We start from the raw sequence: 19,175 nt of genomic DNA, 5'->3' as shown, positions 1-19,175 counted from the left end.
AGTTAGATGGAACGCGGAATGATGGGAAACTATCACGTTCCGTGCGGAGCAGGGGAAAAGCCGGAGATTACATCAAACGCTTACCTATTGCCAACTTAATGCAAAAAGTAACGGAGAATCGATTAATGGCATTGAAAACGGAGCGGAACTATTTACGTGATTTAATGGAGAAAAAGGGAAGCATGGTATCGAACCCAGCTTCTCTTTTTAGTACTAGCTGTACGCTAATTGGGGTACAGATTACACCAGTAGAAACCAGCTTAACGCCAATTGAGGTACGCATTACGCCAATTGAGGAACGCTTAACGCCAATTGAGGTACGCTTAACGCCAATTGAGGAACGCTTTACGCCAATTGAGGTATGCTTTACGCCAATTGAGGAACGCTTTACGCCAATTGGACTAAGTCAAACGCTAGTTAGAACTCCGCACGTCAAACACCAAACTAGCATGTTTATAAACTTGGTTCAATAATAATTCAAAATGGTTTTTCGAAGAAATTTACAATAAAAATTTATCGAAGATGATGATACAATCAAACTAATAAGAATACATAGTTCTATAATTTTCGACACGTTTGCAGTAGGAGAAAGGGTATTCTTTATGTACACTCTACGAAAAATCATTCCTTAGTAAACTACTTAATGCCTTTAAACAATGGGAAAGGAAAAGATTGATGAAACTTAAAGTAAAAACGCTCTTGGTTGTAGGAATTACGATGTTGCTTTTTCTCACTCTTCTTTTCATCTTTATTCGCCCCTTTTTACTTGAAGATTCAATTGAATTAGATCAAAACAATACGTTAAAAGATCTTGATAGAGTTCAAAATTATCTGAAATCTAATATGGATAATTTGAATAGAACGAATCGGGATTGGGCTGTCTGGGATGATAGCTATTTATTTTTAATGAACGAAAATCCGGCTTTCCCAAAAGCAAGCCTTCAAAATAGTACGTTTGAAAATAATGAAATCAATTTCATGTTGTATATCAATAACCAAAACCAGATAATTTTCCAGAAGGCATACGATTTTAAAAAACACCAGCCGCTTTCATTAAAGAGTGATTTTTATAAGGTGTATTTACCCTTTATAGAAGCTGCTTATAATGGTAGGAGTTCCCTGTTTATTACAACAAACCTTGGGTTAACGATGACTTCCATACAGCCCGTGTATCGGTCGAATGGTCAAGGACCGTCTGCTGGGACCCTAATCATGGGAAGAATGATAAATAACGGCTCGATTTCAGAAATAGGGGAGGAACTCCAGCTTTCACTTTCATTACGTCAATTCGACCAGCGGCATTATTCATTACAGGATGTTGTCAAACCTATTAGTGAAACAGAAATGGAAGGTTCCATGTTTTTGCAAAATCATGATAAAAAGAAGGCCTATGAAATAAGTCTAATCAATAAGCGGAATTTTTATTTACAGAAGCAGGCTAATGTAAAAGAATTGACTTTCTATTTAATCGTTACGAGTCTATTCTTTATCGTGCTGACGATTTTCCTTCTTAATAAATATATCCTATCTCGCGTTCGGGAATTGTCTTCACAGTTATTTTCAATCCAAAATAAAAAAGATATCAAATCGAGAATTAGCATAAGTACTGGCCCAAAGGACGAATTAACGGATTTGCAGCATTCGATTAATCAAATGCTGTCATCACTTGAAGAAAAGCATAGCGAGGTTATTAATCTTGCCTATTACGATCAGCTGACCTTGCTGCCAAACCGATATTTTCTGTTTCAAGAGTTTACCAATCGTTTGCAGCAAAATCAAAGTAAAATGGCCGTTTTATTTTTAGACCTAGATGGCTTTAAGCGAGTAAACGACTCATTGGGACATAAAGTTGGCGATGCCCTGCTTAAAAGTGTTTGTGCAAGGGTACTTCCAATCATTAATGATAAAAATGGAGTAATTGCTCGTTTTGGCGGTGATGAATTTGTTATTTTACTAAAATATGAGAGAATCGCCGAACTGGAAAACCTTTCAGAAGAAATTCTATTAAAGGTAGGGCAGGAATATCAACTGCCGCCATTCAAAACGGTGGTTACTGCCAGTATCGGGATTAGTTTGTATCTGCATGATGGCAAAACGATGGAACAATTATTACAAGGTGCGGATATTGCTATGTACGAGGCAAAAAGAAAAGGGAAGAATCAATATTTCTTTTTCCAGGACCTTGCGGAAGACAGCAGTTATAAAAATTTACTGGAACTTGAAAATGATCTAAAATTTGCGCTGCAAAAAAATCAATTGGAATTACATTATCAAATTATTGTTTGCGGAGTCGATAAAAGCATTGTCGGGGTTGAAGCACTTTTACGCTGGAATCACCCTGATAAAGGAATGATTCCTCCAGGTAAGTTTATTCCGATTGCCGAAGAAACGGGGTTAATGCCAGCGATTGGGTTGTGGGTACTAGATAAGGCAGTACAACAAGTCAGCAAGTGGTATCAGGCTGGATGGAGTCAATTGACATTGTCTGTTAATATTTCTAAATCACAGATGAAAGACCACAGCTTTATCGAAAAGCTAGATCAGGTTATGAAGGATTACGGATTCCCACCCTCCATGCTGCAAATAGAAATAACTGAAAGTGATATCAACCATTATCTTGAGGAAATACTTCAATATACGAAGGAACTGAAAAAGCGGAATGTTAAAATCGCGTTAGATGACTTTGGAGTAGGGACTTCTTCGTTATTATATTTAAAGGAATTGCCGATTGATGTAATCAAAATTGACCGTAATTTTATTAAAAATGTACCGGTTCAGCCTTTTGATACGATTCTTTTAACAGGAATTTTTGAAATTATAAAGGGGCTGGATTTAGAGGTCATTGTCGAGGGAATTGAAAAAGAGGAACAGATTCATTATATAACCGCCCTTATTCGAACAAAATTGCAAGGTTTTTATTTCAGCCGTCCATTACCGAGTACTGAGCTGGAAAAGGAGTTTCTTAGGTTGAAAAGTATACTATAATAGTAATGTAGAAGATTTTAGTGAATGTCACAATGTGCCCAACGCCTGCGAAAGATCGTGCGTTGGGAAATTTTATGCGAGAGGGGCCGGATTATGGAAAGCATTACCGTTGTTTCCCTTCTAGATGTAATCAGTGAGTTATTTTCTGATGAAATCTCCATTGCGGTATCCAATAAAACGGAATATATCTATTATCGGCCAAGTAAACGGGTAGATTTGAAGATTAGGCCTGGGGATCTGTTAAAAGAAGGGACAATTGCCCACAAAGCACTTCAGACGAAACAAAAGATTTCTGAATTTATTGACCGAGACATATTTGGTATTCCATATCATGGGATGGCAGTTCCCTTTTTTCATGATGGAAAGCTGGAAGGATGTGTCACAGCTATTTTTCCAACGTTAACAAGCGGGAAATTGGTTGTAACGATTAAAACGGAGGATGGCTGGATTCCGATTCCATTTTCTCAGGTGATCTACTTGGAAGCCAAGTATAAAAAGACGTATGTTTGTGGAAATGAACATCGTGGCACCCATAAGTACTCCCTTCAGGAATTTGAGTTCCTGCTGCCCAAGGATTATTTTATCAGGTGTCACCGCTCGTTTATTGTGAATGTCAATCATATTAAAGCGATTTATCCTGATACCCATTCCACTTTTGTTCTTTCGATGGATAATGGCGATCAAGTGCCGGTGAGTCAATCATATTCCAGTTATTTCCGCCGATTGCTTGGATTTTAAAAAATTCTGTTTTATCCTTTGAAATTGCTGTTTTATCTGAATTTTCCGTAACTAATTCCTAAAACCCCCAGATGATAAACCTTATCTGTAAAATATTAGGTAAGGGGGTTGGATGGGATATGGATAAGCGGTTTGAACGGATTCGTGATTCAAAACTATGGGACCGGGTCGTAACACCGGAGGAAGCAGCATCGTGGATTCAAGATGGAATGACATTGGGTTTAAGTGGATTTACACGTGCAGGTGACGTGAAAGCGGTTCCGTTTGCGTTAGTGAAACGGGCGGAAAAGGAATCCTTTAAGGTGAATGTGTATACAGGAGCATCTTTAGGCTCTGATGTGGATAAGCTTTTTGCCGAAGCGGGGATTTTAGGAAAACGGCTGCCGTTTCAAGCGGATCCTACCATGAGAAGCAAAATTAACAACGGTGAGATTTTGTTTGTCGATCAGCATTTGTCACATACAGCTGAATTGGTTCGGGCAAATGTAATGGATCCTATTGACGTCGCTATTTTGGAAGCGTTCTCAATTACGGAAGATGGAATGGTGGTTCCAACGACTTCAATTGGGAACTCATTATCGTTCGCGGTGAATGCTAAGTCCATTATTATTGAAATCAATTTGGCCCATCAGGTGAATCTAGAGGGACTGCATGATTTATATGAACCTGGTAAACAAGGGGAACGGGACCCGATTCCTCTGAGAAAAGTGGAAGATCGGATTGGAACAATTGGAATACCGGTTGATCTTGAAAAGGTTAAGGGGATTGTCTTTACCAATCAGCTGGACTCTCCGTCTACAATCGTTCAGCCGGATGAGGAAACGAAAGTTATGGCCCAGCATTTAATGGGATTTCTGCGGAAGGAGATTGCCGCAGGCAGGCTGACGGAACGACTTGCCCCGTTGCAATCGGGAATTGGTTCGATTGCCAATGCGGTTCTTCATGGAATGCTTGATTCCGAGTTTCATGATTTAGAGGTCTATTCGGAAGTACTGCAGGATGCCGTTTTTGATTTAATGGATGCAGGAAAGGTTCAGTTTGCATCCTGCTGTTCGATTACGCTTTCGGATGCAAAAATGAAAGAGGTTTTTGCAAACTTTGACAGGTACCGGGATCGATTGATAATGCGGCCGCAGGAGATTTCTAATCATCCGGAAATCATCCGACGCCTTGGATTGATTTCGATTAACACTGCATTGGAATTGGATATTTACGGGAATGTAAATTCTACTCATGTATTAGGAACGAAAATGATGAACGGAATTGGCGGATCCGGTGATTTTGCTCGGAATGCCCGCCTGGCCATTTTTGTTACAAAATCGATTGCCAAGGGTGGTCGAATTTCCAGTATTGTTCCATTTGTTTCGCACGTTGACCATACGGAGCATGATGTTGATGTGATTGTGACGGAACAGGGATATGCAGATTTGCGCGGATTAGCTCCACGGCAGCGGGTGGAACTGATTATCGAGCGCTGTGCACATCCGATGTATCGCGAGCAGCTTCGGGAATATTATCGTGAGGCTCTTGTTCGGGGAGGTCAGACCCCACACGTATTGGAAAAGGCACTTTCATGGCACACCAACTTGGCAGCGAACGGGACAATGCTGCAGCAGCAGAAGGTTGCCGAAACGGTTTAATTATGATGAAAAGGGATGTCAACTGTCGTTAACGGGGATGGGGATCTTGGGACGGATGGTTTGACGTTATAAAAATGTAGCGCCTGGATAGTTGTATCCAGGTGTTTTTGGGGCTAAAGGAGAAGGACAAAATAGTTTAGCGGCGGAGGTTTAAAATCTGTAAAAGAAATGGCAAATGAGGTAGAAGAAGCTTTATAATAATAGGGGATTGATATTCAAGTGTGTTACCGAGTAATGCATTTGAGTGTCAGCCCCTAATTTTTTTGCAGTTTGCATGCGAATCCAGTTTGGAAGAAGGGGATTATCTTGTATCATCGGCTTTGGCTGATTGCTAATACTGTGCTAGTCATTATTTTGATTATATATATTTGGATCGTCAGCCCTCATGATAGTTCTAGTGTGGTTTTGGCTCAATTATTAGCACAGATTGCTGTGATTCTTTTCATAGTGAATGTGAATATGTATTTTATTTTTCTTGTGATTCGGAATACGTCGCAGCGAAAAGTGAAGATTCGCCTGGCTAAATTTTCAAGGGCTTTCATGAAGTGGCATATAAAAATAGGGGTCTCCGCCACCATTCTTATTCTGGCCCATGCCCTGATTAATTTAAGTAAGGTGGGGCCAGTGATTGGTTTTACTCACGTAAAGCTATTAAGCGGTTATCTTGCCATTTTAGTGCTTTCCGTGACATTGTTTGCCGGCTTTTTGCGTCATAAGAAGTCTTCCGGATTTCGGCGGAAATTCCACCTTACGTCAGCTATGATCTTTTTGGTGGTCTTTTTAGTTCATATTTTTATTTGGATTTAAAATAACCAGCACTGATGCCTTAGTCAGTGTTTGTTTTTTTGTATTAGTACACATTTCTTAATTATAGAAAAAATAATAATACTTTTGACCTAATTCGACAACAGAATCTGTCCTCTTCCTCTATAATTTCCAAAGCGAGGTTAATTTGGAAATAGGAGGAAGATAATGAATGGTTTTAGGAAGATTATCAGTTTTGTAATGGTGTTTTTGTTATTGTCATCGATAACATTTCAAGGGAATGCCCGAGCGGAAGGTCAAGAAAAAGAAGTATTTTCTCAAAATCTTAAAATAGGAAGCGAAGCTAAAAAGGAACTATCGACAAATCCGGCTGATTACCCACTAAAAAAACCAGGGGAATCTGCGGGTGTATTAAAAGATTCTTATGGCTATCAGTACATAACATTTAATAAGATAGCTGATTATTCTTCAACACAAATGGATTTTCAACTAATCTATGAATCAGATGAATTATATGATAAAGATCGGATTGCCACACTTGAATTTTATAAAGAAATCAATAACGAGTTAGAATTTTTAGGGACTGTGGAATTTGATACGTATGGAAGGGACAGCGGATTGATGTCTATTCATTTAGATAAATCTCTTTATAAGGATAAACCATACATCTATGTAAGATTGGGCATATCTGCGGATGAAGACGATCCAAACTATACGGATGCTATTCAATTCAAAGCATCGAACCCCTTTACTATTTCACCGCCGCCAAATTCCGGACCGAAAAAGTATGCGATTATCAGCAACGAGTCCGTAGTGGCAAATCAAACAGAGTATACAGGTGCATTTAAAATCAATAATCAGCGCTATGCTTATAGTAAAAAACTGGAGAATAGTGCGTACCGAATAGATTACAATAAACCTTTTAATCTTGTTAAAAGTCGGGATAAAAGAATAAAAAGAAGTTCATTATTGCCACACTTGGCTTATAACATCGGAGACACTAGGAACTTTTGGGTAACCAATATCACCACGAATACACCCTACCAAATTAATGCAAAATTGACCTACAGCGGAACAAAAGCAAATGTCTGGGTTTATAATAACTTCATTACCTCACAGGATGCGCAGAAATTGGGGACTGAGTTTGATAATAGAATATATAAATCGGTAACGAGTAATTTTGCATCGGAATCAGATGTGGACCGGGACGGTAAGGTTAATATTCTTTGTTACGATATTCAGGATGGGTTTAACGGCAGCGGGGGATATGTAGGTGGTTATTTTTATGCCGGCGATTTATTTGATAGCACCAATTCTAATAAATCCGAAATTTTTTATATTGATACGTATCCAGCAATGGGAACCGGTACAGTGAAAGATGTAACCAAGGCCTACGGAACACTGGCTCACGAATTTCAGCATATGGTGAATTTTAACCAATCAGTCTTCATTGAAAAAGGCACAGCCCCAATGGATGTATGGTTAAACGAAGGTTTGTCAATGGCGGCGGAACAGATTTATTCTGTTAAAGTATTAACCGATAGGATTGCCTATTATAATGCTACAGCTTCAACCGCTAGTGGTCATTCTTTGCTCTATTGGGATCAAAATGGCGATGTTTTGGCGAACTACGCATTATCTTATTTAATGAGCCAGTATATAAAGCTCCAGACCAACAAAGGAGATAGCATCTTTAAAGAAATTTTGCTGGATAAAAATAATAACTATAAAGCAGTTGAAGATGTGGTGAAAAAATATGTTAATCCATCACTGACCTTCGGTAAATTTATGACGAATTTCCGAGGAGCGCTGTTATTAAAGCAAAAGACAGGAGTGTATGGATTTAAAGGCGTCCCGGAATTTAATCAGCTCCAGCCTAAATTATACAATGGCTCCCCAGGTAATTTAAGGGGGGGAGGGGCCATAGTAAAACAAATTGAGGGAGATTTTGCTATTCCAGCTAGCAAAGGACCGGATGTGACCTACACTATTGTACAGGATGGGGCTGCCCCGCCCCGGGATACAACTCCACCTGGAAAGCCAACTGTGTATTCAGTCAGCGATAAGGATATCTTTGTAAAGGGAAGAGCGGAGGCGGGTTCAAAGGTAACGGTTAAAAAGGGAAAAACAGTTTTAGGGTCAGCCTATTCAAATTCAACTGGGAATTTCTCCATTCCGATTAAGGCACAAAAGGCCGGTACGATTCTTACGGTCACGGCTAGGGATAAAGCGAAATACGAAAGTAAGGCTACTTCGGTAAAAGTTGTGGATAAAACCGCACCTGGAGTTCCTAAAGTCGATAAGATTACCTCTCGCACAACGAAAGTTACCGGAAAAGCTGAGCCCTATTCTACTGTTTACGTAAAACGAAGCGGTAAGAAAATAGGTTCGGCAAAGGTAAGCAAATCTGGAAAGTTTTCTGTTAAAATCCTCAAACAAAAAGCAGGGAAGGTTTTATATATTTACGCCAAGGATCGTTCTGGGAATAGTGGTAAATCGAAAAAAGTAACAGTAAAAAAACGCTAGACTTAAATGAAACCGCCCGGATTTCTTTAATCCGAGCGGTTTTCGGATTGCGTTAGTGATAGTGTCCGTGTCGTATGGACAAGATATGTGTTTTGTCCACGACCGGTGCCTGTCACTATGCTCGGGTTTTCACAATAATTGTTGGAAATTATTGCGAAAAAAGTTCTTTTCTTTATCGTAAAATTCAGTAAAATGGATAGAGAGAATATTTGAAGCGGTGGGAGAGATTTCTATGTCGATGAGTATCCCGATTTTTAGTAATGGAAATGAATCGGTAGTATATAATCCTGATGAATTAATTGATTTGTTTCTCAATTGTACAGCAGACGGATTTGCGATCATCGATATGGAATATCGATTCATTCGCATAAACCCTGTGTATACACAGATTTTCGGTTATACAGAGGAAGATGTTATTGGAAGAAGGTTTGATGAATTTCCCCATTCCGATTTAGTGAAGGAAATTATTGAAGAAGTAAAACAGGGGAAATCATTTACGAATATGATTACTCAATGTTTTCATAAAGATGGAACCGCCCTCGACATCTCCGTTACCTATTCACCTTTTCGAAATTCGAATGGTGAAATTATCGCTATTATTGCGATTTATCATGACATCACACATATGGTTTTAATGGAAAAAGAGTTAAAACGAACACGTGAATTGTATAAATTAATTACGGAAAATACAGCCGATATGATTAAAGTATATTCAAAGAATTATGATATTCTTTATGCTTCTCCATCACATAAACAAAGAATTGGATATACCCCTGATCAATTAGTGGGCAGCAATATATTTGATTTAGTCGTGCCTGAGGAAATGGAAGATTTCAAAAAGATGTTTCAAAAGATAGAGGAAACAGGGGAATCCCAAGTTTTTCAAGTGAAAATGAAGACAAGTACCAACGAGATCATTCATTCAGAAACCAATATTAGTCCAATTTTTAATGAAAAAAAGGAAGTTGAATCTTATGTCACGGTGGGAAGGGATATAACCGAGAGAGTGAACAATGATGCTGCCTTTCGGAATTTGGACAGACTCTCTATCATCGGGCAATTAGCAGCAGGGGTTGCTCATGAAATTCGAAATCCCCTAACATCTTTAAAGGGATTCTCCAAGCTTTTGAAAACTACGGCAATGAAAGAAAAGCAAGATCAATATTTGTCGATTATTATGAATGAATTAGACCGGATCGATATGATTGCCAATGAATTTATGTCTCTTGCAAAGCCCCAAGCAATCCATTTTGAACGAGAACAGTTAATTTTTATATTGGACAGCACCATTAACATCCTGCATCCACAGGCCCTTTTGCATGGAGTAGAAATCAAATTAAACTTTCCAACTGATAACGTTAAGATTATTTGCAGCCCGCATCAGCTTAAACAAGTATTTGTTAACTTTTTAAAAAATGCAATAGAGGCTATGCCAAAAGGTGGGACCGTTCATATTAAGGTAGAAAAAGTGGAATGTAATCGAGTCATAATTAGCTTTGCGGACGAAGGTGTCGGGATTGAACAGGAACGATTGAACTATCTTGGAACCCCCTTTTACACCACAAAGGATAAAGGAATTGGACTGGGATTAACCGTTAGCAATAAAATCATTCAAGAGCATCGTGGAATGATGAAAATAGAAAGCCAAATCGGTGTCGGCACAACCGTCACCATAGAACTCGACTGCTTATAAAGTGGCATAAATAGTGACAGGCACCTCCCGTGGACAAATGGATGATTATGCCCGTATGGGGTGGAAAGTTCTGTTTTTTAGCCAAATTGCCTGACTCTCAGGGCGTTTTTGTTACGTCCTGGTGTCAGGCTTTTATTTTGTGTAACGGTTTGCATAGCTAGAGGCGACGAATGCATCCGGTTTGATTTTTGGCTCGACCCCCATTGATTCCATTCTGGTTACCATTTCTTTTACAAATGCACTGGTTTTATTCCGTTTTCCGGCCCCGATATCAATATGCCCTTCCATGACAAAGGTTGCCCCTTGATAAAGGTACGGAAGAATAATATTGATGAGCTCGTTTTTTCGCCCCTCTGTAAACATGGAGACGATTTCCTCTGTCAGGGATAATTCAAGGGAAATCCGTTCATGCAGGTGTAGCATTTTTCGAGGAATCACCACCTTTCGAATACAGGCCCACACTCCGTTCCCTTCATTTTGAACGACGATACCTGTAATAAAAACCGTATAAGATCGATGAACCTGTGAGTCTGTTCCGACCATTAACCGGTAGTTCCCCAAAGGGTCAGATTTCATAAAAGAAACTATTTGGCTAAAGACGTGCTCAAACGTCATATTTTGTTCTTGAAGGTTTTGAAATAAATAATCTTGATTTTTACTCATCTGGAAGCACCACATCTTCCTTTTTCAGCAGAACAAACTGCTTTTATTTCTATCTTATGGAAAAAGTTTTTATGACGTGCAACCGAGATTCATCTAGAATACGTAAGAATTTTTATTGAGAAAACAAATTTGTCGGAAAAATTTAACTTTAAAACCAAATAATTGTTAGTATAAATTTAGAAAGAAGATATTTTTCAACAGAAAGGAGCGGGAATAGTGACCAAGCGGAAAGTGAAACGGAATGAGTTTGAATTTTTGAAACGGGAACTTCAGTATTTAGAAGATTCAGAGACAATACCAAGAGGGAAGGCTAAAGAAATTCAAGAGTTGTATAGAGTGGAGGAAAAGCTATCTTTTACACAAACGCTCTTGTATGTCGGATCCATTCTGATAGGGGTGGGAATTCTTAGTTTTATCGCGAGCAATTGGAGTGAAATCGGAAAAACAGTTAAGTTTCTGTTTATTCTCTGTTTATATCTTGGATGCATTTTTGCCGGATACAAAATGGAAAAAAGTTTACCCAAAACCGCAAGAAGCTTTTATTATCTTGGGGTGATGGTTTTCGGAGCGGGGATATTCCTAATCGGACAAATGTTCCATTTTGGCGGAAGTTTTCAGGGGGCTTTTTTATGGTGGTCAATTGGTATTTTGCCCTTAGCCTGGGTGCTGAGGGACAAATGGATTCTCTTTGTTTCTGCTTTATTTACTCTTATTTATATGATGGATGAACCATTCCTTCAGGGAGATCGTATCCCGATTTGGACGATTCTGTTAATAGCATCTATTTATGTCTTGAATGAAAAAATTGGTTTTTCGAGGGCAGTGGGGTTTGTTAATGGTCTGCAGCAGCTTGTTTTTATCAGCACTGTTATTACCTTTTTTATTGGCGGAGATGACGAGTCGTTATATCTGTACGGTCTAATCTATTTGGTTCTCGGTATCGCCCTTATTCTTAGGAGAGCAAGAATTAGAGATGTCTATGTTTTCTTGGGACATCTCATTCATGGGATTGCCGCTTTGATGCTTTCATTTGAGAATGTCTGGCCTTCTTCGATTGATTGGGTGTATATTCCGTTCTCGATTCTTTACTTGATTTTTGTCCTGTATTTAGTGAATCGGGGCAGTTTGTTTAGCATTGTGATTCTTTGCGGATTGATTTTCCGTTTTTATATCGATTTGTCGTTTGATTTTCTGCCGAAATCGCTTGTGTTCATCATAGGCGGCCTTCTCCTGCTCACTTTTGGTTTTTATTTTGAAAAGCAGAGGAAGAAAGGGGGAAGAGTCCATGAATAAACAGACACGGGGAAAACAGTTGGTTTTTGCGTCCCTAGTACCGATAGTCATTCTCCTGGGGATGTGTTTTACTCCTCTCTATACCTTGATGACCGGGAAAGAAATCATTCTTCAGACCATACCAGTCGACCCATCGGATTTGTTTCGGGGTGACTATGTGACCCTTCGGTATGAAGCGGAGGAGGTCCCGAAGGAATTGGTGGAAGCGGAAGTACTGGATGAGCTAAAAGATGGACGCGGTGAAATCAAGGTGTACGTAACCCTGGTAAAAAAGAATGGAATCGACACTCCGGTAAAGGTCTCCCTTGTAAAACCGGAAGCGGGAACCCTGTATCTTAAGGGAACCTTGGACTACATCGGGGATAACCGAGACCAAAAAGAAGTTGCCTTCATCCAATACAGTCTGGATAAATATTTCGTCGAGGATAATACCGGAACGGACTGGGAAGCAGCCTCAACTAAAGGGAAAATCCTAGCCAAGGTCAAAGTCAAAAACGGCTACGCCATCCTAACCGGAATTAAAAAAAGCAAGTAAAGGGCATCGTTTATCAAGAGAACCGTTCGTGGACATGTGTGGGGAAATTTCTTCCTTGCTTTTAGATAGATTCCCAAAATAATAGGTAAGGCATGATTTATTTCACATACATTTGATTTCTGATGATTTAAAATATTAGAAAATTAGAAATCAGGTGAAGGTATGTTTTTTCAAAAAGAGGTTACAGAAAAAATAGGATTATTGGAGTCTTTAAATCTTTTAGGAGTAGATTGTCTTTTTGGTTGTGATGATCGTGGGCTACTTCCAGGCATTGATCAATCAAACATTCGTTATGTTCAATTCAATCACGAACAGGCTGCCGTTCACGCGGCCGATGGTTTTGCCCGTGCGACAGGAAAACCAGGTGTCGTCCTTCTGTCAAGCGCTGCCGGGGTAACGAATGCAATTACAGGAATTGCGACAGCCTTTAGCGATTCAGTACCCCTAGTCATGATTACGGGTCCGCTGGTAGCCAAACCGCAAATGAAGGAAGCATTTCAAGAGTTGGATGTTTTGGGAATCACGATGCCGATTACAAAGTACTCTTTTAAACTGAATGATTGGGACCGTTTATCTGAGGCGCTGCGAAACGCCTTAACCATAGCAAGTGATGGAAGACCTGGTCCTGTTTTAATCGAGTATGTGGTGGAAACTTCAGCGAATATTCAACAAGGAATCCTCCATTACCCTCGCTCTAGAAGTCAAATAAGGAAGGGTCAGATGGAAAAATCGATTGACTCGGTCGTAGAATTGATTGAAGATGCTAGGAAACCTGTTCTTTTTATAGGAGGCGGTGTGATTTCTTCAGGAGCGGCCAATTATTTAAGAGAAATTGTTCGGCAGGCACGAATACCGGTCGTTAGCTCTCTCATGGGAATTGGCGCGATGGAGGCTGCAGATCCGCTGTACCTGGGAATGCTTGGGATGCACGGGACATTTGCCGCGAATAAGGCTGTTCACCAATGTGATTTACTTATTAGTATCGGAGTTCGCTTTAGTGACCGGGTAACAGGGAAAATCAGCGGCTTTTCGCCAAAATCAAAAAAAATCCATGTCGATGTGGATCCGGCAGAAATCAACAAAATCATTCCCGTGGATTTACCGATTGTCAGTGATGCAAAAGAATTTTTGTGTGAGCTAAATGAGAAATTAAATTGTCAGCAAATTTTAAGGAATATAGAAAGTTGGACAAATGAAGTAATCGGGTGGAAGCGGACAGTGCCGCGTTTTGATAAGTCAAATAGCATTCTTAGTCCGCAGACGGTGATAAAGAGGTTACATGAATATTCAGCAAATGAAACCATCGTCGTAACCGACGTGGGTCAGCATCAAATTTGGACAGCACATCATTATGCTTTTTCCACCCCTAGAACACTGATAACATCTGGTGGTTTAGGAACAATGGGGTATGGCCTGCCGGCGGCGATTGGTGCAGCTGCAGCATGTCCAGGAAAGCCTGTCCTTTGTGTATCTGGTGACGGCAGCTTTCAAATGAATTTGCAAGAGTTGATTACCGCTGTAAAGTACCAGCTTCCAATCAAGATTGCCATTCTTAATAATGGATATCTTGGCATGGTTCGGCAGTGGCAGGAGCTCTTTTACCATGGACGCTATTCTTCCGTAAAAATTGGTTCCCCTAGTTTTGCAAAACTGGCAGAGGCTTATGGCGTTCCCGGATATAAGGCCCGTACCGAGGAGGAAGCCGAGCGGGCAATAGCAGAGGCTTTTCAACACAGTGGTCCTGCCTTAATCGAATTTGATGTAGTCGAAGAGGAAAATGTTTATCCGATGGTACCGCCGAACCACAGCAACCACCAAACCATCCTGGAGTGACAGGTATCGTCCATGGACAAAAGATCAATTTTGTCCGTGTAGGATGGACGACCCAATAGAGGCTGTGTGAAATGAAAAGGCAGAAGCCTAAGAATCGGCTTCTGCCTTAAAATCTGTAGCCTAATTTGGAGGAAATGCGAATTCCGTATTCGACTACCTTTTCCTTTAAAATAGTTTGTCTTTCTTCTGATATATTAAAGGAGACGTACCCGATGCTGATGGCGCCCATCAGTTCATTTAATTGATTAAAAATCGGTGCGGCAACAGAGGAGGTTCCCGGAGTTTTCTCACCGTGGCTCTCTCCAAATCCCTTTGCACGTACCTCATGTAAAGTCTCAATAAAAGCTTCCTGCTTCTCCTCCGGAACTAGAACTTCCACGATTTTCACTGCCTCGGATGTTGGCATGTTCGCTAGCATCACTTTATTGGCAGCCCCGACATTCAGCGGAATTCGTATTCCTAATTGGTCATAAATGCGAATCGGGTTTTGCTGGCAGTCAATTCTCTCAACAATTAACGATTCTTGTCCAATCGGTTTACTAAAATACACACTCTCTTCTACTTCTAGCATTAATTTTTCCATTTCTGGGCGGATCTGTCCGACGAAATCAAAAGTATCATACATTTGCAAACCATATTCTAACCACTTATTCCCTAAAGAATAGAGCTTTAAATCGGGGTCCTGTTGAATCAGCCCATGTTTTTTCATGGATTGTAAAATTCGATGCATCGTACTTACAGGCAAATTACATTCCTTTGATAAATCGGTAATCGAATACCATTTTTTTGCTTCATTTCCTGCGAGGACGGCCGCAACTTGCATGGCGCGGTCAATTGTTTGCATATGCTCAACTCCTATTCCTTTCTATTATCTACTATAGCGGGAAAAGTTTAAAAACAAAATTATTTAGTAAATTCACAATATATTGACAAGTAGATTCATCTATCATAATATTTTATTTATAAGTTTTCCTCTATAAGGAAAACATTTCCGCTATACGGAAAAAAGGAGGGGTAATATTGTCATACAGTCAATCCATGCATAAAAAACTCGACCATGTCATTGTGAAACATCCAAAGGATGCGTTTCTTAACCAAGAACATTTAAGAAAGGAATGGAAACACTTTAACTATATCGAGGAGCCCGACTTTGTAAAAGCTCAGCATGAATATGAGAAATTTCTTTCCATTTTACAGCAGCATGTAGAACAAATTGATTTTTTGCCTGCTTCAGATAGTGTTGGGTTAGATTCGCTTTATGCCCATGATCCTGTTAAATTCACCCAAAATGGGGCAATTATTTTAAAATCAGGAAAAAAATTGCGTCAACCTGAAGCTGAAGCCTATAAGCAATTTTTGCAGGAAAAAGGTATTCCGATTATCGGAGAACTTACCGGAGATGCGGTTTGTGACGGCGGGGATATTGTCTGGCTCGATGACCGAACACTACTTGTCGGCCGCGGTTATCGTACGAATGATGAGGCGATCCGGCAGCTAAAAGAAATCACAAAGGATTTAGTGGATGAATTTGTTGTCGTGCAGCTTCCGCATGATCAAGGCGAGGATGAATGTCTCCATCTTATGTCCTTTATTAGCTTAGTTGATGAGGATTTAGCTGTTGTTTATTCAAGATTAATGCCTGTATTTTTACGGCAGATGCTGATTGATCGCGGCATTCTATTAATTGAGGTTCCAGATGATGAATATCTCCGCCTTGGATGTAATATTCTTGCTCTGGCACCGCGTGTTTGTATGATTGTCTCTGAAAACCCTTCCACGAAGCAGCAATTACTTGATGCTGGGGCAACGGTATATGAGTACGAAGGAAATGAAATTTCTTACCTGGGAACTGGCGGTCCGACATGTCTTACATGTCCTGTTGTCCGTTCATAATACATTTAACGAAGGGTGTGGGAAGTGATGGAACAAGGGGCTCAGCAAAATCAACAAAATCACCATAATCAGTTAAATCGTTCCATGAAGCGTAGGCATTTATTTATGCTGTCGCTCGGGGGAGTCATCGGAACAGGATTATTTTTAAATGCAGGGTATACGATTCATCAAGCAGGCGTGGGCGGTTCGTTAATCGGTTATTTATTTGGCGGAATTATTCTTTATTTGGTCATGGTTTGTCTTGGTGAACTCGCCGTCTACATGCCTGTTACTGGATCCTTCCAAACTTATGCAACTAAATTTATCAATCCTTCAGCCGGTTTTTCGCTTGGATGGATGTATTTTATCGGTTCGGCAACAACCGCCGGAGTGGAATTTACCGCAGCCGGAATTCTAATGAAACGATGGTTTCCGGATATATCGGTTTGGATTTGGTGTGCCATTTTTATTGCTTTATTATTTTTACTTAATGCATTGACGACAAAAGGCTTTGCCGAAGCAGAATATTGGTTTGCCGGGATTAAGGTGGTAGCGGTCATTTTCTTTATTATTATTGGGCTGGGAGCAATCTTTGGAATTATTCCCTTATCAGACCGTCCGGCACCGTTTGCGAAAAATTTTGCTCCATCTGGTTTGTTCCCGACTGGATTTGTCATTCTCTTTACAACAATGATGAACGTCATCTTTTCCTATCAGGGATCAGAGTTGATTGGAATAGCGGCAGGAGAAAGTGAAGAGCCCCAAAAGAATATCCCTCGTGCTATTCGAAATGTCCTTTTTAGAATTATTGTTTTTTATCTTGCTTCGATTGTTATTTTATCAGCGATTTTCCCAACGAAGGAATTGGGATTGTTAGAAAGTCCGTTTGTAACGCTAATGGAGTTGGCGGGGATTCCATTCGCACCAGATATTATGAACTTCATTATCTTAACCGCTATTTTATCTGTTGGGAACTCGTGTATTTATGCTTCGACCCGTTTGCTGTGGGCAATGGCAGGGGATGGAATGGCACCGAAGTACTTTGGCAAACTTTCAAAGCGCAAAGTTCCTTTTACCGCACTTGTGTTTACGATGATTTTTTCACTTTTGTCTTTGTTAACAAGCGTTCTTGCTGCTGATACCGTGTTTGTGTTATTAATGTCAATTGCCGGCATCTCTGTAACAATTTCCTGGATTGGAATTGCTCTCTCCCAATTGATGTTCCGGCGTAAATATTTACAGGAAGGCGGAAAATTGGAGGATTTACAATACAAGGTTCCTTTCTATCCGTTAATTCCAATTATTTGTATCGTCTTTTGCGTTTCAATCTTAATCTTCTTGGCCTTTGATCCCACCCAGTTAGTAGGCTTACTAGTAGGGATAGGTTTCTTACTTATCTGCTATCTTGGGTACTATTTTAAAGATAAAAAGACAGCCAAGGCAGATACCAAAATAAGCGGTTGATTAAGCAAAGTGACAGGCGCCATTCGTGGACAAATTTTCAATTTTGTCCGCGTGGAGAGGACATGAGTTAATTTACGTGTGTCCCTAATTTTTGGTTTATTCAATTAAAAAAGGTTATCTGCCTATCAATCTTTGTGCCGGTCCATCATTTAATAAAGAAACAAGATTTAGTGAATAGGATGATGGAAATGGCGAAGAGGAATCGGGGGAAAACGATTAGCTATCTGCCTTCAAGAGGGCGCGGGACTTGCCCGTTGTGTGGCAGAACGAGAATTAAGTTATTATATCCACACAAAACAGTGGAAAACGTAACAATCAAAGTCTGTAAGATGTGCCGTCATAAATAATTATATTTTTCTAAACTAAGAATATAATAGCCTCTGACCTCCACCGAAGCGAAGGGGTTATTTTTTTGAAATAAAAGGGATTCCGGTTTGAAAAATTGAACTATTTCATTGGGTATTTATATAAAATGTTGGAGGGGAATATGGCAAATTTAGATACTTTATATTTAATTGATCAAAAAGAGGGGGTCTTTGTAAAATTAAAGAACGGTTGTATAAAAAAAGATGCACTTAAGTGAGTGCATCTTTTTTTATAGAGAAATTTAATATCTGCTAACAAGCTGCTTAATCTCCTTTATTTGCTCAATATGCCGTTGTTCATGAAGATAAATTAGTTCCACCCATTGAGATAATGGCAGTTCTCCAAAGGCAGGGTGAGTTGCCGATCTTTCCGCTAAAATGCTTTGATTCTCAAGGCTATCCAAAACCTTAAGAAGCTTATTTCTAGCATCGTTTAACATTTCCAGCATCTGTTGAACTTCAAATGGCTCTCCGCTGGGCTGCACGATTTCAGGAGCACTATACTTTGTAGAGCGGTCGGTGGCAAGTTGGATTGGCTTTAATTCAGTCTTTGTAATTTCCGGCTGCTTTACTAAATGCTGGATAAGCTTAGCTGTTCGTCCCTCCAGCAAAACAAGATGATGGCATACCTCAGCAACACTCCATTTGTCTTTGCCTGGCTTATGATTAAATTCCTCATTGGTAAGTGATTTAATTTCATCAACCAAATGATTCCTAGTTACTGCCAAGTTTTCATTTAAAGTGTTCATAGCCTATCCCCTTTCAAAAATAACTTCTCCTTTATATATTCAGTGTCTCAAAAA

General features: G+C 39.8%; 15 protein-coding genes. 12 read left to right on the top strand and 3 right to left on the bottom strand.

Going from position 1 to position 19,175, the window contains the following annotated elements:
• The 7 genes from J2Y67_RS18275 to J2Y67_RS18245 all read left to right on the top strand — a co-directional run.
• Positions 1-473, top strand: a 473-nt coding sequence (locus tag J2Y67_RS18275; RefSeq protein WP_310176288.1) for a hypothetical protein, incomplete at its 5' end; no start/stop codon positions are given.
• Between the two features lie 202 nt (positions 474-675).
• On the top strand, positions 676-2,985 hold the full coding sequence (locus tag J2Y67_RS18270; RefSeq protein ID WP_310176287.1) for an EAL domain-containing protein: 2,310 nt from the start codon (positions 676-678) through the stop codon (positions 2,983-2,985).
• A gap of 93 nt (positions 2,986-3,078) precedes the next feature.
• A complete protein-coding gene (locus J2Y67_RS18265) occupies positions 3,079-3,723 on the top strand; it encodes a LytTR family DNA-binding domain-containing protein (RefSeq protein WP_310176285.1) in 645 nt (214 codons plus the stop codon).
• 119 nt (positions 3,724-3,842) lie between these two features.
• On the top strand, positions 3,843-5,363 hold the full coding sequence (locus J2Y67_RS18260; RefSeq protein ID WP_310176284.1) for an acetyl-CoA hydrolase/transferase family protein: 1,521 nt from the start codon (positions 3,843-3,845) through the stop codon (positions 5,361-5,363).
• A gap of 306 nt (positions 5,364-5,669) precedes the next feature.
• A complete protein-coding gene (locus J2Y67_RS18255) occupies positions 5,670-6,170 on the top strand; it encodes a hypothetical protein (RefSeq protein ID WP_310176283.1) in 501 nt (166 codons plus the stop codon).
• A 165-nt stretch (positions 6,171-6,335) separates the two neighbouring features.
• Positions 6,336-8,654 (top strand): Ig-like domain-containing protein, encoded by a 2,319-nt coding sequence (locus J2Y67_RS18250; protein ID WP_310176282.1) that lies wholly within the window; start codon positions 6,336-6,338, stop codon positions 8,652-8,654.
• Positions 8,655-8,886: 232 nt separating this feature from the next.
• Complete coding sequence (locus J2Y67_RS18245; RefSeq protein WP_310176281.1) at positions 8,887-10,347, top strand: PAS domain-containing sensor histidine kinase; 1,461 nt, start codon at positions 8,887-8,889, stop codon at positions 10,345-10,347.
• Positions 10,348-10,479: 132 nt separating this feature from the next.
• Here the strand turns inward: J2Y67_RS18245 and J2Y67_RS18240 are convergent, their stop codons facing one another.
• The gene (locus J2Y67_RS18240; RefSeq protein ID WP_310176280.1) at positions 10,480-11,010 is read right to left on the bottom strand and encodes a ribonuclease H-like YkuK family protein; all 531 of its coding nucleotides are present in this window, start codon (positions 11,008-11,010) and stop codon (positions 10,480-10,482) included.
• A 216-nt stretch (positions 11,011-11,226) separates the two neighbouring features.
• On the opposite strand from J2Y67_RS18240, the gene J2Y67_RS18235 reads away from it, so the two are divergent.
• The 3 genes from J2Y67_RS18235 (at position 11,227) to ilvB (ending at position 14,671) form a co-directional block, all read left to right on the top strand.
• Positions 11,227-12,303, top strand: coding sequence for a DUF2157 domain-containing protein (locus J2Y67_RS18235; RefSeq protein WP_310176278.1), 1,077 nt, complete (start codon positions 11,227-11,229; stop codon positions 12,301-12,303).
• The gene (locus J2Y67_RS18230) at positions 12,296-12,838 is read left to right on the top strand and encodes a GDYXXLXY domain-containing protein (RefSeq protein WP_310176276.1); all 543 of its coding nucleotides are present in this window, start codon (positions 12,296-12,298) and stop codon (positions 12,836-12,838) included. The genes J2Y67_RS18235 and J2Y67_RS18230 overlap by 8 nt, the downstream gene beginning before the upstream one ends.
• A gap of 162 nt (positions 12,839-13,000) precedes the next feature.
• Positions 13,001-14,671, top strand: a complete 1,671-nt coding sequence (ilvB, locus tag J2Y67_RS18225) for a biosynthetic-type acetolactate synthase large subunit (protein ID WP_310176274.1) — start codon at positions 13,001-13,003, stop codon at positions 14,669-14,671.
• A 106-nt stretch (positions 14,672-14,777) separates the two neighbouring features.
• Here the strand turns inward: ilvB and J2Y67_RS18220 are convergent, their stop codons facing one another.
• Positions 14,778-15,515 carry an IclR family transcriptional regulator gene (locus J2Y67_RS18220; protein ID WP_310176272.1) on the bottom strand — a complete coding sequence of 246 codons (738 nt, stop codon included), beginning with the start codon at positions 15,513-15,515 and terminating at the stop codon, positions 14,778-14,780.
• 194 nt (positions 15,516-15,709) lie between these two features.
• Between J2Y67_RS18220 and J2Y67_RS18215 the strand changes: the two genes are divergently transcribed.
• Positions 15,710-16,564 carry a dimethylarginine dimethylaminohydrolase family protein gene (locus tag J2Y67_RS18215; RefSeq protein ID WP_310176291.1) on the top strand — a complete coding sequence of 285 codons (855 nt, stop codon included), beginning with the start codon at positions 15,710-15,712 and terminating at the stop codon, positions 16,562-16,564.
• Between the two features lie 27 nt (positions 16,565-16,591).
• Complete coding sequence (locus J2Y67_RS18210; RefSeq protein ID WP_310176270.1) at positions 16,592-18,007, top strand: amino acid permease; 1,416 nt, start codon at positions 16,592-16,594, stop codon at positions 18,005-18,007.
• Between the two features lie 607 nt (positions 18,008-18,614).
• Here the strand turns inward: J2Y67_RS18210 and J2Y67_RS18205 are convergent.
• A complete protein-coding gene (locus J2Y67_RS18205; protein ID WP_310176268.1) occupies positions 18,615-19,121 on the bottom strand; it encodes a DinB family protein in 507 nt (168 codons plus the stop codon).
• Between the last annotated feature and the right edge of the window lie 54 nt (positions 19,122-19,175).

The sequence above is a fragment of the Neobacillus niacini genome (assembly GCF_031456445.1).
Taxonomy (GTDB): domain Bacteria; phylum Bacillota; class Bacilli; order Bacillales; family Cytobacillaceae; genus Neobacillus; species Neobacillus niacini_I.
The sequence above is the reverse complement of the archived record's forward strand: the minus strand, read 5'-3'. Positions and strand labels throughout refer to the sequence as shown.